The organism is Pseudomonas fluorescens, assembly GCF_902498065.1.
GTDB classification, from domain to species: Bacteria; Pseudomonadota; Gammaproteobacteria; order Pseudomonadales; family Pseudomonadaceae; genus Aquipseudomonas; species Aquipseudomonas fluorescens_BJ.
Genome location: NZ_CABVIR010000009.1, coordinates 265,762 through 278,785, shown reverse-complemented (window position 1 = coordinate 278,785; position 13,024 = coordinate 265,762). Strand labels below are relative to the sequence as shown.

Below are 13,024 nucleotides of genomic sequence, written 5' to 3'. Positions count from 1 at the left end.
CGTTAGCGGGAGGCGAATTCTACAGCGTTACTCGCTGCTGTCAACACCTCTTTTTCTCCGCTTTCGACCGAGAAGATCGAACCGTCAATTGAGCGACAACACACTGCTCAACCAACTCCTTCTGGGCTTCGATGATCTGAAGCAACTCGCTGTCGAAAACTGCGTAACTCTTTGTTTACCAAGGAGTTTTCCGTTTCGACTGCGCCGGAAGTGGGGCGAATTATAGACTTCCAGAATCTGCCGTCAACACCTAATTTCACATTTCTGTCATATAGGTCAAAAAAGCCCAGAAACACGAAGGCCGAGCCCAAGGGGCTCGGCCTTCTTCCCTTCTACTTACAAGCTAGGGAACGCAAATTGCGACGCTTCATGGCTCGCCCGCTGCGGCCAGCGCTGGGTAATGGCCTTGCGACGGGTATAGAAGCGCACGCCATCCGGGCCATACGCATGCAGGTCACCGAACAGTGAACGCTTCCAGCCACCAAAGCTGTGGTAAGCCACCGGCACCGGCAACGGCACGTTGACGCCGACCATGCCGACTTCGATCTCATCGCAGAACAACCGCGCCGCTTCGCCATCACGGGTAAAGATGCAGGTGCCGTTGCCATACTCGTGATCGTTGATCAGCTGCATCGCCTCTTCAAGACTGTTGACCCGGACGACACACAGCACCGGCCCAAAGATCTCTTCTTTATAGATGCGCATTTGCGGGGTGACGTTATCGAACAGGCAACCACCCAGGAAGAACCCTTCCTCATGACCGGCGACGCTCAGACCACGACCATCCACCACCAAGGTTGCACCCGACGCAACGCCGTCTTCTACATAGCCACTGACTTTGTCTCGAGCCTGACCGGTGACCAATGGCCCCATGTCCAAGCCACAAGTGGTACCTGCGCCAATTTTCAATGCCTTGATCTGCGGCGTCAGTTTGGCCACCAACGCATCGGCCACTTGATCACCGACACACACGGCCACAGAGATCGCCATGCAACGCTCACCGCAAGAACCGTAAGCCGCGCCCATCAGTGCGCTGACGGCGTTATCCAGGTCTGCATCCGGCATCAGCACCGCGTGGTTCTTCGCGCCGCCCAGTGCCTGAACGCGTTTGCCGCGCTTGGTGCCTTCGGCGTAGATGTATTCGGCAATCGGCGTCGAACCGACAAAGCTCAACGCTTTGACTTCCGGCGCTTCGATCAGCGCATCTACGGCAGCCTTGTCACCATGCACAACGCTCAACACGCCTTTCGGCAGACCGGCTTCCAGCAACAACTGAGCGATCAACAGCGTCGAACTTGGATCACGCTCGGAGGGTTTGAGGATGAAGCAGTTACCGCAGACGATCGCCAGTGGATACATCCACAGCGGCACCATCGCCGGAAAGTTGAACGGAGTAATACCGGCAACTACGCCCAACGGCTGGAAGTCTGACCAGGCATCAATGTTCGGGCCAACGTTACGGCTGTATTCACCCTTGAGAATTTCCGGCGCCGCACACGCGAACTCGACGTTCTCGATACCGCGCTTCAGTTCACCGGCAGCATCTTCCAGGGTCTTGCCGTGCTCTTCGCTGATCAGTTGGGCGATACGTGCTTCGTTCTGTTCCAGCAGTTGCTTGAAGCGGAACATCACCTGCGCACGTTTGGCCGGCGGAGTATTGCGCCAGGCCGGGAATGCAGCCTTGGCCGAGTCGATGGCTTTCTGGATGGTTTCGCGGCTGGCCAATGGCAGCTTGTGGATCGCCTGGCCGGTAGACGGGTTGAACACGTCGGCGGTGCGACCGTCTTCGGTCACCAGTTCGCCGTTGATCAAATGCGGGATAAGGCTCATGCAGGGCTCCTGAAAAGTTGTCCGCAGGCGCCCGTCAAAGAGCGCCTCTATATAGAAGGGAAAAATCAGTCGATTTTGTTCAGCACTTCGCCGACCGCGTCGAACAGACGATCAAGGTCTTGCGGCTTGCTGTTGAAGGTTGGGCCGAACTGCAGGGTGTCGCCGCCGAAGCGCACGTAGAACCCGGCTTTCCACAAGGCCATGCCCGCTTCGAACGGACGCACAATGGCGTCGCCGTCACGAGGCGCGATCTGAATCGCACCGGCCAGACCGTAGTTACGAATGTCGATGATGTTTTTCGAGCCCTTCAGGCCGTGCAGCGCATTTTCGAAATGCGGTGCGACCTCGGCCACGCTCTGCACCAGGTTTTCCTTTTGCAGCAGGTCGAGGGCGGCCAGGCCTGCAGCGCAAGCGACCGGGTGCGCGGAGTAGGTGTAACCGTGCGGGAATTCCACGGCGTACTCGGGCGTCGCCTGGTTCATGAAGGTCTGGTAGATCTCGGAGCTGGCAATCACCGCGCCCATCGGGATCGCGCCGTTGGTGACTTGCTTGGCGATGCACATCAGGTCAGGGGTCACGCCGAAGCTGTCTGCGCCGAACATCGAGCCGGTACGGCCGAAACCGGTGATCACTTCGTCGAACACCAGCAGGATGTTGTGCTGATCGCAGATTTCGCGCAGACGCTTGAGGTAGCCCTCAGGCGGAACCAGCACGCCAGCGGAACCGGCCATTGGCTCGACGAATACGGCGGCGATGTTCGACGCGTCATGCAGTTCGATCAACTTGAGCAGCTCATCGGCCAGCGCGATACCGCCCTCTTTCGGCATACCGCGCGAGTAAGCATTGCTCGCCAGCAAGGTGTGCGGCAGGTGATCCACGTCCATCATCGCCTGACCGAACATTTTGCGGTTGCCGTTGACGCCGCCGAGGCTGGTGCCGGCGATGTTCACGCCGTGGTAACCACGGGCACGGCCGATCATTTTGGTTTTGGTTGCCTGGCCTTTCAGGCGCCAGTAAGCGCGAACCATCTTCACCGCGGTATCCGCACACTCGGAACCCGAATCAGTGAAGAACACGTGATTCAGATTGCCCGGCGTCAGGTCAGTGATTTTCTCGGCCAGCTGGAACGACAACGGATGACCGTACTGGAAGCCCGGCGAGTAATCGAGGGTGCCCAATTGCTTGGCTACCGCTTCCTGGATTTCCTTGCGGGTGTGCCCGGCGCCACAGGTCCACAGACCGGACAGCGAATCGTAGACCTTGCGGCCCTTGTCGTCCGTCAGCCAACTGCCTTCAGCCGCCACGATCAGTCGCGGATCGCGCTGGAAATTCCGGTTGGCGGTGTAGGGCATCCAGTGAGCATCGAGCTTGAGCTGGCTGGCCAGGGAAGTCGGGGCGTTTTCAGGCAAGTTCATGGGCAAAACCTCGCAAGGCAATAAGCGGCGTGGAGATGAAAAGCGTTCTTGCAGCTAAATTGCCACGGGGATAAAGTCTGTGAAATCCAACTTTTCTAATGTTCAGTCAGACCGCCACTAAACTTTGAGTAATTAGAGCATGAGCACTCGTCGCCCCGATCCGCTGGCACAAGTCAGCGACTTTGATATCCGCCTGCTACGGATTTTTCGCAGCGTGGTGGAATGCGGCGGTTTCTCTGCGGCGGAATCGGTGCTCGGGATTGGCCGCTCGGCGATCAGTCAGCAAATGAGCGACCTGGAACAGCGCCTCGGCCTGCGTCTGTGCCAGCGCGGTCGCGCCGGGTTTTCCCTGACCGAAGAAGGCCGCGAGGTGTATCAATCGGCATTGCAGCTATTGAGTGCGCTGGAAAGTTTCCGCACCGAGGTCAACGGTCTGCATCAACACTTGCGCGGCGAGTTGACCATTGGCCTGACCGACAACCTCGTCACCCTGCCCCACATGCGTATCACTCATGCGCTGGCGCAATTGAAGGAGCGCGGACCGGATGTGCAGATTCAGATCCGCATGATCGCGCCAAATGAAGTCGAGCAAGGCGTACTCGACGGCCGTCTGCATGTCGGCGTGGTGCCGCAGGCAAGTGCGCTATCGGGGTTGGAATATCAACCGCTCTACAGCGAACGTTCGCTGTTGTATTGCGCGGTCGGGCATCCCTTGTTCTACGTCGACGACAAACAACTGGACGACGAGCGCCTCAACAGTCAGGACGCCATCGCCCCGACCTTCCGCTTGCCAGCCGAGATTCAGGCGCATTATCAGGCACTCAATTGCACCGCCAGTGCATCGGACCGCGAAGGCATGGCGTTTCTGATCCTGACCGGGCGCTACATCGGTTACCTGCCGGATCACTACGCGAGCCTCTGGGTTCAACAGGGTCGTTTGCGCGCACTGAAACCCAACGCACGCTTCTATGACCTGAGCCTCGCATCGGTTACACGCAAGGGACGTCGCCCGCATTTGGTACTGGAAAGTTTTTTGGAGAGCCTGGCCGCCACACGCTAAAAAGTCGCGGCGCTTTTATTGCATCAGGACTTGTCGGATCCCCATGGGTGCGCTATCAACGCATTGGTTGCACCCACCCACCTGTTTGGAAGTGCCTATGACCTTTGAAGTCCCCGCTCACGGCGGCAAACCTGCCAGCCGCATTCGTCAGAAGAACGAAGAGACCATCATCAAAGCCGCCGAAGACGAGTTCGCCCGTCACGGATTCAAAGGCACCAGCATGAACACCATCGCCCTGAATGCCGGGTTGCCCAAGGCGAACCTGCATTACTACTTCACCAACAAGCTCGGGTTGTATGTGGCGGTGTTGAGCAACATCCTGCAGTTGTGGGACAGCACCTTCAACACCCTCACCGCCGAGGATGATCCGGCCGAAGCGCTGACGCGGTACATTCGCGCCAAAATGGAATTCTCCCGCCGCCAGCCGCAAGCCTCGCGAGTCTTCGCCATGGAAGTGATCAGCGGCGGTGAGTGCCTGACCGAATATTTCAACCAGGACTATCGCGCCTGGTTCCAGGGCCGGGCGGCTGTGTTTCAAGCGTGGATCGACGCTGGCAAAATGGACCCGGTCGACCCGGTCAATCTGATCTTTCTGTTGTGGGGCAGCACCCAGCATTACGCGGACTTTGCCACGCAGATTTGCCGGGTCAGCGGCCGCACCAAATTGACCAAGCAAGACATGGAAGACGCCGGCGACAACCTGATCCGCATCATTCTCAAAGGCTGCGGCCTGACTCCAACCATTTAAGACTCTTATGCCATTTACCCTCAGCGGCTTTTGCGAATACCGCGAAGAAATTCGCAAAAGCCGCTTTATCACTTTGGCCGCACCGATCAGCAGCCCTGATGAAGCCCAGGCATTCATCGAGCAGCACAGCGACCTGAACGCCACGCACAATTGTTGGGCGTGGAAACTCGGTGCCCAATACCGCAGCACCGATGACGGGGAGCCTGGGGGCACCGCCGGGCGACCGATTCTGGCGGCGATCGACGCACAGGATTGCGACCAGGTCGCGGTGCTGGTGATCCGTTGGTATGGCGGCATTCAACTCGGCACCGGCGGCCTCGCCCGAGCGTATGGCGGCGGTGCGAACAAGTGCCTGCAAGCGGCACCGAAAGTCGAGCTGATCAGCCGTGTGCCACTGAGTTGCGCCTGTGGGTTTGGCGAACTGACGCTGCTGAAGCTGCGAGTGGCCGAACTGGGCGGACTGATTGTAGAAGAAACATTTACCGCCAATGGCGTGGAGCTGAAACTGGCGATGGGCGAAGCGCAGATCGACACCCTGCAAACGCAGCTCGCTGATTTGAGTCGCGGACGCATTCTGTTGCAGCGCTGAGCGCACCAACAACGCTCAACGCCCTTCCATCGATCCCATGTATTTGCCCACATCTACTGTGCACCCGGCTGTGGATAACCTGAGCACATACCGCTGTAACCCTTCTGTCATGCGGCTTTGCGGGCATTGCTTATTTTTCGTCCAATTCGCCATTAAACAAACTAAATCCACGTAAAAACAATCAGTTAGCATGGTTTAGCACCTTTAGAAGAAAGCCGGTCATTGCTTATGCCCGAGCTTTACGCTTGCGCACAAATACTGTGGAGCAATCTGTGGATAACCCGTTCATGGCTGGCGCGGCCCCATATCCGGCATGGCTTTCATTCAATTGCTCGTTTTTTAACCAAACTCGCATGCGCAAAACCGGAGCCTGAACAACGGCTTCGCCCTCATGTGGTGCCTGGTTAGAGATCGCAAGATGGCGAAGCAGCGCTCCCGACGCCTCTGCCGACACGTTTTTTCATTTTTCCTGACTCAATGGCCAGGAAATTGCTTTATCCACAGGCACAACGTCCATCGATCCGAGCCTGTCATGCCCAACCCCGTGCCGATCCCCGACCAAACGCCGCGCCTGCAACTGCGCAAAATCAGCAAACGCTACCCGGGTTGCCTGGCCAACGACGCCATCGACCTGAGTATTGCGCCTGGCGAAATCCACGCGCTGCTCGGCGAAAACGGCGCAGGCAAAAGTACGCTGATGAAAATTATCTACGGCGTCACCCGTGCCGATTCCGGCGAGATGATCTGGCAAGGCCAGCGCGTGACCATGCGCAACCCGGCTCAGGCTCGCGATTTAGGGATCGGCATGGTGTTCCAGCACTTCTCGTTGTTCGAAACCCTCAGCGTGGCGCAGAACATTGCGCTGGCGATGGGCGCGGCGGCCGGCACACCGAAACAACTTGAGCCAAAAATCCGTGAAGTGTCCCGGCGCTACGGCATGGCACTGGAACCGGAGCGACTTGTCCACAGCCTGTCGATTGGCGAACGGCAGCGGGTGGAAATCATTCGGTGCCTGATGCAGGACATCCGCCTGCTGATTCTCGATGAACCGACCTCGGTGCTGACCCCGCAAGAGGCCGACGAATTGTTCGTCACCCTGCGCCGGCTCGCAGCCGGGGGCTGCAGCATTCTGTTTATCAGCCACAAGCTCGGTGAAGTGCGGGCGTTGTGCCACAGCGCGACGGTGCTGCGCGGCGGTCGTGTGGCGGGGCATTGCGTGCCGGCGGAGTGCTCGGATCAGCAGCTGGCAAAGTTGATGGTCGGGGAAGCGGCCGAACTGATCACTGATTACCCGAAGGTTGTGGGCGGTGATGCTTTTTTGAACGTAAGCGGATTGTCGTGGCACAACCCGGATCCGTTTGGTTGCTCGCTGAAGAACATCGACCTGCAAGTGCGCAGCGGCGAAATCGTCGGCATCGCCGGGGTGGCAGGCAATGGCCAGGATGAATTGCTGGCGCTGCTCAGCGGCGAACAACGCCTGCACCGCAACGACGGTGAAACCCTGCGTTTTGGCGGGCAAGCGGTGGCTCATTTGCCGCCAGACGCTCGCCGCACGCTCGGCCTGGCATTCGTCCCCGCCGAACGTTTGGGTCACGGCGCGGTGCCGGAGTTGAGCCTGGCCGACAACGCCCTGCTCACTGCCTTTCAACAGGGCCTGGTGCGCAACGGGTTGATCCAGCGGACCAAGGTCAATGCGCTGGCCGAGGAAATCATCCGCCGCTTTGGCGTCAAGACGCCCGATGCGCAAACGCCGGCCCGCAGTCTGTCCGGTGGCAACTTGCAGAAATTCATCCTCGGTCGGGAAATGCTTCAGCAACCGAAACTGCTGGTGGCCGCGCACCCGACCTGGGGCGTGGACGTCGGCGCCGCCGCGACCATTCACCGCGCGCTGATTGCCTTGCGCGATGCCGGCGCGGCGATCCTGGTGATCTCCGAAGACCTCGACGAACTGTTCCAGATCAGCGACCGGCTCGGCGCCTTGTGCAGCGGACGCTTGTCGCCACTCAAGGCAACTGTCGACACCCGCCTGATCGACGTCGGCGCCTGGATGGCCGGCCAGTTCGACGCCTCTCAATCACTTGCACACGCACCGGTTTAACGGAGTTTCACATGCTGCTTTCTCTCGAACCCCGCGGCCAGCAATCGCGCCTGATGCTGTGGTGCTCGCCGTTACTGGCGGCGGTCCTGACTTTAGGCTGTGGCTCGCTGCTGTTTATCGCGCTGGGCCATGACCCTTTACTGACGTTGCACACGCTGCTGATCGCACCGGTCAGCGACGTGTATGGTGTCTCCGAATTGTTGGTCAAGGCGCTGCCGATTCTGCTCTGCGCCTTGGGTCTGGCCGTGGCTTATCAGGCGCGGATCTGGAACATCGGCGCCGAAGGTCAATTGCTGCTCGGCGCGCTGGCCGGCAGTGCGTTGGCGGTCAACCTTATTGGCCTGCAAAGCCGCTGGGCGTTGGTGTTTGTGCTGCTCGTCGGCACGCTGGCCGGCGCGGCCTGGGCCGGGCTGACGGCGTGGTTGCGCACGCGCTTCAATGCCAATGAAATCCTGACCAGCATCATGCTCAATTACATCGCCCTGAACCTGTTGCTGTTCTGCGTGCACGGGCCACTGAAGGATCCGGCCGGGTTCAACTTTCCGGAGTCGGCGATGTTTGGCGATGCCAGCCGATTGCCGCTGTTGATGGAGGACGGGCGGGTTCACGCGGGGGTCTATTTTGCCTTGCTCGCGTTGGTGACGGTGTGGGTGTTATTGCAGAAAAGCTTTGTCGGGTTCCAGATCAAAGTGCTCGGGCTGGACAAGCGTGCGGCGGGTTTTGTCGGGTTTCGCGAGAAGCGCCTGATCTGGCTGGCGCTGTTGATCAGCGGTGGATTGGCGGGGCTGGCCGGCGTGTGTGAAGTCACCGGGCCGATTGGCCAACTGGTGCCGCAAGTCTCGCCGGGGTACGGCTATGCCGCGATCACCGTGGCGTTTCTAGGGCGACTCAACCCCATCGGGATTCTATTTTCCAGCCTGTTGATGGCACTGCTGTACATCGGTGGCGAGAGCGCGCAGATGAGCATGAATCTGCCGCAAGCGATCACCCAATTGTTCCAGGGCATGATGCTGTTTTTCCTGTTGGCCAGTGACGTGCTGATTCTCTATCGACCGCGTCTGAATCTGCGCTGGGCGCGCCGTTCGCCCGCCACCGCCATTCATGCAGGAGCGCTGTGATGGATATCGATCTGCTGAGCAATATTTTCTACGCCATGGTGCGCTGCGGCACGCCGTTGCTGTTGGTGGCGCTGGGTGAACTGATCTGTGAGAAGAGCGGCGTCCTCAACCTCGGCCAGGAAGGCATGATGCTGTTTGGCGCGGTGATCGGTTTTATCGTCGCGCTGAACAGCGGCAACCTGTGGCTTGGCGTGTTGCTGGCGATGCTCGCCGGGATGTTGCTGTCGTCGTTGTTTGCGTTGGTGGCGCTGGTGTTCAACGCCAATCAGGTGGCCACCGGGTTGGCGCTGACGATCTTCGGGGTGGGCCTGTCGACGTTTGTCGGCGCGACGTGGGTCGGTAAACCGCTGGCAGGTTTTGAACCGGTAGCGATCCCCTGGTTGAGCGAGATCCCGCTGATCGGGCGGATGCTGTTTGCGCAGGATCTGCTGGTGTACCTGTCGTTCGCGTTGTTTGCGTTGGTGGCGTGGGTGATTGTGAAAAGTCGTGTCGGGCTGATCATTCAGGCCGTCGGCGAAAACCCGGATGCCGCCAGCGCGATGGGCTTGCCAGTGCTGGGCGTGCGCACGCTGGCGGTGCTGTTCGGTGGTGCGATGGCGGGATTGGCCGGGGCGTACCTGTCGCTGGCCTACACGCCGATGTGGGCGGAAAACATGAGCGCCGGTCGCGGCTGGATTGCCCTGGCGCTGGTGGTGTTTGCCAGTTGGCGGGTGTGGCGGTTGCTTCTGGGGGCGTACCTGTTCGGGCTCGCCAGCATCCTGCACCTGGTGGCACAGGGTTTGGGGCTGACGATTCCGTCGAGTCTGCTGGCGATGCTGCCGTATGTCGCGACGATTGTGGTGCTGGTGCTGTTGTCGCGGGACGCCGTGCGCACACGGTTGTATGCGCCGGTGTCGTTGGGGCAGCCGTGGCAGGGCGGGCATTAGGGTTGACCGGCCCGGCCTCATCCCGAGCAGGCTCGGTCCCACATTAGACCGCACTCCCCTGTAGCAGCGAGCCTGCTCGCGATGAGGCCCGAACAGGCAACACCTGAGCAACGCCCCACGCCAATTCAAAGACCAGGAAAAGCACCAACAGCGAACTGGCGCCATGGAGCAAGGCATAGAGCTGCCAAGCCGAAAACAGAAATCTGCCGACTGCGTCATACCGTCCATAAACCTGCTGCGGATCCCGAATCCGCAGCACCGACCACACACAGACAATCGATCCCAACAGGTTCGCCATCAGCATGTGCATCGGCTCAAACGCCGGCAGTTCACCGGGCAAATCCAAGGCCTGGCTGACACTCGTCAGTACCCCATGCAACGCCACAAAACTCCATGGCGTGGCAAACGCGGCCGTCACGATCAAGTCATACCAGGCGCTGCCGCGCACCAAACGTCGATATTGCGCTGAAGTCCACATCTGTCTTGCTCCAAAAAATCAGGGAGCAACAAGGCTAAAGCCTGGAGTATGCTCCAGGGTCAAGCCCTCTCGAGACCTCAGAATGCGCATCGGTGAACTAGCCCGGGCCAGCGCCGTCAGCCGCGACACACTGCGCTTCTACGAGCAGCGCGGATTGATCGCGGCCCAACGCAGCGCCAACGGGTACCGCGAGTATCCAGATGACATGGTGCAACTGGTGCTCTACATCAAGACCGCTCAACGGCTGGGCTTTACCCTCGGCGAGATCGGCAACAGCGTCGCCGCGTTGTGGAAGTCGCCCGATCCGGACAGCGCCGTCACGCAATTACTGCAAGACAAACTCAAACTGATCGAAACCCGCATGGACGAACTCGGCGCATTGCGCAGCGAGTTGCAACAACGTCTCGGGCAACGTTGTCCATTGAATCCGTGATCCTCACTTACCAAGGAAGCCACTCATGTCTACGGCAAAAACCGCACTCATCATCGGCGCCTCCCGGGGCTTGGGCCTCGGGCTGGTGAAAACCCTGCTGGCCGACGGCTGGCAAGTCACCGCCACCGTGCGCAATCCGCAGAACGCCGACGCCTTGCGGGCACTGGGCAAGGTGCGGATCGAAAAACTCGACATGGATGATCAGCAGGCCGTCATTGCCTTGAGTCAGCAGCTCAAGGGCGAAGTGTTTGATCTGCTGTTCGTGAATGCCGGGGTCAAAGGACCTGACGTGCAGACACCGGGCGGCGCAACGCTGGCGGAAGTCGGTCAGTTGTTCTTCACCAATGCGGTGGCGCCGATCAACCTGGCACAGCGTTTTGTCGGGCAGATTCGTCCGGACAGCGGGGTGCTGGCGTTCATGAGTTCGGTGCTCGGCAGCGTGACCATGCCGGACGCGCCGGAACTGGCGTTGTACAAGGCGAGCAAGGCTGCGTTGAACTCGATGACCAACAGTTTTGTGACGCAATTGGGCGATCAGAAACTGACCGTGTTGTCGCTGCATCCGGGCTGGGTGAAGACCGACATGGGCGGTGAAGGTGCCGACCTGGATGTGGAAACCAGCACGCGTGGTTTGGTGGATCAGGTGAATGCTTACACCGGCAAGGGCGGGCATCACTTCGTCAATTACAAGGGCGAAACCATTCCCTGGTAAGACATCCCATCTGGAGGAGCCGCCCGCAGCAAGCCGGCTCCTACGGGTTATTGACCGTCCTGTCGGGTTGGGCTTGCCCGCAACCCGGTTTTGTTTGAAACTCCGCACCTCGTCCCTCGCGGCGACCCTGGATCAGCAGACAGGGTAATCACTGAGCTGGCTAACCTGAACCCCACTTTCAGAGGAGCCGGCCAACATGCCTGCGACCCGTACCTGGTTAAAAAACCCCCTCGCGATCTTCACTGCCAATGGCCTCGATGCCCGTGGCGGCCTGGTGCTGCAAGACGGCTTGATCGTCGAAGTCCTCGCTGCCGGCCAGCAACCGTCCGCGCCCTGTGGACACGTGTTCGATGCTCGTGAACATGTGATCCTGCCGGGGCTGATCAACACGCATCACCACTTCTATCAAACCCTGACCCGCGCCTGGGCGCCGGTGGTCAATCAGCCGTTGTTCCCGTGGCTGAAAACCCTGTACCCGGTCTGGGCACGCCTCACCCCTGAAAAGCTCGCCCTTGCCACAAAAGTCGCGCTGGCCGAGCTCCTGCTGTCCGGCTGCACCACCGCCGCCGATCACCATTATCTGTTCCCGAAAGGCCTGGAAAATGCGATCGACGTACAAGTCGAAAGCGTCCGCGACCTGGGCATGCGCGCCATGCTGACCCGTGGTTCCATGAGCCTCGGCGAAAAGGACGGCGGCCTGCCGCCGCAGCAGACCGTGCAGGAAGGCGAAGTGATCCTCGAGGACAGTCAGCGTCTGATCGCCGAGTACCACGAGCGTGGCGATGGCGCGCAAATCCAGATCGCCCTCGCGCCGTGCTCACCGTTTTCGGTGACCCCGCAAATCATGTCCGCCAGCGCTGAACTGGCGAACAGTCTCGACGTACGCTTGCACACACACCTGGCGGAGACCCTCGACGAAGAAGACTTCTGCCTGCAACGCTTCGGCCTGCGCACCGTCGATTATCTGGACAGCGTCGGCTGGCTCGGCCCGCGCACCTGGCTGGCCCACGGCATCCACTTCAACCCGGATGAAATCGCCCGCCTCGGCGCGGCCGGCACCGGCATTTGCCATTGCCCGAGCTCGAACATGCGCCTCGCGTCCGGCATCTGCCCGACCCTGGAGCTGACCGCCGCCGGCGCGTTGCTGGGCTTGGGCGTGGATGGCTCGGCGTCCAACGATGCGTCAAACATGATGCTCGAAACCCGCCAGGCGCTTTACATCCAGCGACTGCGTTATGGCGCCGAGAAGATCACCCCGGAATTGGTGTTGGGGTGGGCGACCAAGGGCTCGGCGAGTTTGCTCGGGCGTGCCGACATCGGTGAACTGGCGGTGGGCAAGCAGGCGGATCTGGCGTTGTTCAAGCTGGATGAGCTGCGTTTTTCCGGTAGCCATGATCCGGTTTCAGCGTTGTTGTTGTGTGGTGCGGATCGGGCGGATCGGGTCATGGTGGGGGGCAAGTGGCGAGTGATTGATGGTCAGGTTGAAGGTTTGGATATCAAAGGCCTGATCGCCGATCACAGCCAGGCGGCCCGACAGTTGATCAGCGGCGTCTGATCAGACGCAATCGCGGGCAAGCCCGCTCCCCCAGGTTCTTCGTTGACCTTGTGGGAGCGGGC

General features: G+C 60.0%; 12 protein-coding genes. 9 read left to right on the top strand and 3 right to left on the bottom strand.

From position 1 onward, the window contains the following. Positions 1 to 336: 336 nt before the first annotated feature. Positions 337 to 1,830, bottom strand: a complete 1,494-nt coding sequence (locus F8N43_RS26530) for a CoA-acylating methylmalonate-semialdehyde dehydrogenase (RefSeq protein WP_150634098.1) — start codon at positions 1,828 to 1,830, stop codon at positions 337 to 339. 65 nt (positions 1,831 to 1,895) lie between these two features. Further along, positions 1,896 to 3,245 carry an aspartate aminotransferase family protein gene (locus tag F8N43_RS26525; protein ID WP_150634099.1) on the bottom strand — a complete coding sequence of 450 codons (1,350 nt, stop codon included), beginning with the start codon at positions 3,243 to 3,245 and terminating at the stop codon, positions 1,896 to 1,898. A 139-nt stretch (positions 3,246 to 3,384) separates the two neighbouring features. Here F8N43_RS26525 and F8N43_RS26520 point away from each other — a divergent pair, with 139 nt between their 5' ends. From F8N43_RS26520 to F8N43_RS26495, 6 genes are all read left to right on the top strand, one after another. Further along, on the top strand, positions 3,385 to 4,305 hold the full coding sequence (locus F8N43_RS26520; RefSeq protein ID WP_150634100.1) for a LysR family transcriptional regulator: 921 nt from the start codon (positions 3,385 to 3,387) through the stop codon (positions 4,303 to 4,305). A 97-nt stretch (positions 4,306 to 4,402) separates the two neighbouring features. After that, positions 4,403 to 5,053 (top strand): TetR/AcrR family transcriptional regulator, encoded by a 651-nt coding sequence (locus F8N43_RS26515; protein WP_150634101.1) that lies wholly within the window; start codon positions 4,403 to 4,405, stop codon positions 5,051 to 5,053. 7 nt (positions 5,054 to 5,060) lie between these two features. Next, complete coding sequence (locus tag F8N43_RS26510) at positions 5,061 to 5,642, top strand: IMPACT family protein (RefSeq protein WP_150654584.1); 582 nt, start codon at positions 5,061 to 5,063, stop codon at positions 5,640 to 5,642. A gap of 532 nt (positions 5,643 to 6,174) precedes the next feature. Continuing rightward, the gene (locus F8N43_RS26505; RefSeq protein ID WP_150654583.1) at positions 6,175 to 7,740 is read left to right on the top strand and encodes an ABC transporter ATP-binding protein; all 1,566 of its coding nucleotides are present in this window, start codon (positions 6,175 to 6,177) and stop codon (positions 7,738 to 7,740) included. Positions 7,741 to 7,751: 11 nt separating this feature from the next. After that, a complete protein-coding gene (locus tag F8N43_RS26500) occupies positions 7,752 to 8,858 on the top strand; it encodes an ABC transporter permease (RefSeq protein WP_150640036.1) in 1,107 nt (368 codons plus the stop codon). Further along, positions 8,858 to 9,784, top strand: a complete 927-nt coding sequence (locus tag F8N43_RS26495; RefSeq protein WP_150640037.1) for an ABC transporter permease — start codon at positions 8,858 to 8,860, stop codon at positions 9,782 to 9,784. The genes F8N43_RS26500 and F8N43_RS26495 overlap by 1 nt, the downstream gene beginning before the upstream one ends. Positions 9,785 to 9,827: 43 nt before the next feature. Here the strand turns inward: F8N43_RS26495 and F8N43_RS26490 are convergent, their stop codons facing one another. Further along, entirely contained in the window at positions 9,828 to 10,262 is a 435-nt protein-coding gene (locus F8N43_RS26490) for a hypothetical protein (protein WP_150640038.1), read from the bottom strand. Between the two features lie 82 nt (positions 10,263 to 10,344). Between F8N43_RS26490 and F8N43_RS26485 the strand changes: the two genes are divergently transcribed. From F8N43_RS26485 to F8N43_RS26475, 3 genes are all read left to right on the top strand, one after another. Further along, the gene (locus F8N43_RS26485; protein ID WP_150634107.1) at positions 10,345 to 10,695 is read left to right on the top strand and encodes a MerR family transcriptional regulator; all 351 of its coding nucleotides are present in this window, start codon (positions 10,345 to 10,347) and stop codon (positions 10,693 to 10,695) included. A gap of 25 nt (positions 10,696 to 10,720) precedes the next feature. After that, positions 10,721 to 11,407 carry an SDR family oxidoreductase gene (locus F8N43_RS26480; protein WP_150654582.1) on the top strand — a complete coding sequence of 229 codons (687 nt, stop codon included), beginning with the start codon at positions 10,721 to 10,723 and terminating at the stop codon, positions 11,405 to 11,407. A gap of 196 nt (positions 11,408 to 11,603) precedes the next feature. Then, positions 11,604 to 12,962, top strand: coding sequence for an 8-oxoguanine deaminase (locus tag F8N43_RS26475; protein WP_150634109.1), 1,359 nt, complete (start codon positions 11,604 to 11,606; stop codon positions 12,960 to 12,962). Positions 12,963 to 13,024 lie beyond the last annotated feature (62 nt).

Bases quoted from the DNA above. Each gene is read 5' to 3' on its own strand.
- F8N43_RS26480 (WP_150654582.1), top strand. From the start codon at position 10,721: ATGTCTACGGCAAAAACCGCACTCATCATCGGCGCCTCCCGGGGCTTG.
- F8N43_RS26475 (WP_150634109.1), top strand. From the start codon at position 11,604: ATGCCTGCGACCCGTACCTGGTTAAAAAACCCCCTCGCGATCTTCACT.
- F8N43_RS26485 (WP_150634107.1), top strand. From the start codon at position 10,345: ATGCGCATCGGTGAACTAGCCCGGGCCAGCGCCGTCAGCCGCGACACA.
- F8N43_RS26505 (WP_150654583.1), top strand. From the start codon at position 6,175: ATGCCCAACCCCGTGCCGATCCCCGACCAAACGCCGCGCCTGCAACTG.
- F8N43_RS26495 (WP_150640037.1), top strand. From the start codon at position 8,858: ATGGATATCGATCTGCTGAGCAATATTTTCTACGCCATGGTGCGCTGC.
- F8N43_RS26520 (WP_150634100.1), top strand. From the start codon at position 3,385: ATGAGCACTCGTCGCCCCGATCCGCTGGCACAAGTCAGCGACTTTGAT.
- F8N43_RS26490 (WP_150640038.1), bottom strand. From the start codon at position 10,262: ATGTGGACTTCAGCGCAATATCGACGTTTGGTGCGCGGCAGCGCCTGG.
- F8N43_RS26515 (WP_150634101.1), top strand. From the start codon at position 4,403: ATGACCTTTGAAGTCCCCGCTCACGGCGGCAAACCTGCCAGCCGCATT.
- F8N43_RS26510 (WP_150654584.1), top strand. From the start codon at position 5,061: ATGCCATTTACCCTCAGCGGCTTTTGCGAATACCGCGAAGAAATTCGC.
- F8N43_RS26500 (WP_150640036.1), top strand. From the start codon at position 7,752: ATGCTGCTTTCTCTCGAACCCCGCGGCCAGCAATCGCGCCTGATGCTG.
- F8N43_RS26530 (WP_150634098.1), bottom strand. From the start codon at position 1,830: ATGAGCCTTATCCCGCATTTGATCAACGGCGAACTGGTGACCGAAGAC.
- F8N43_RS26525 (WP_150634099.1), bottom strand. From the start codon at position 3,245: ATGAACTTGCCTGAAAACGCCCCGACTTCCCTGGCCAGCCAGCTCAAG.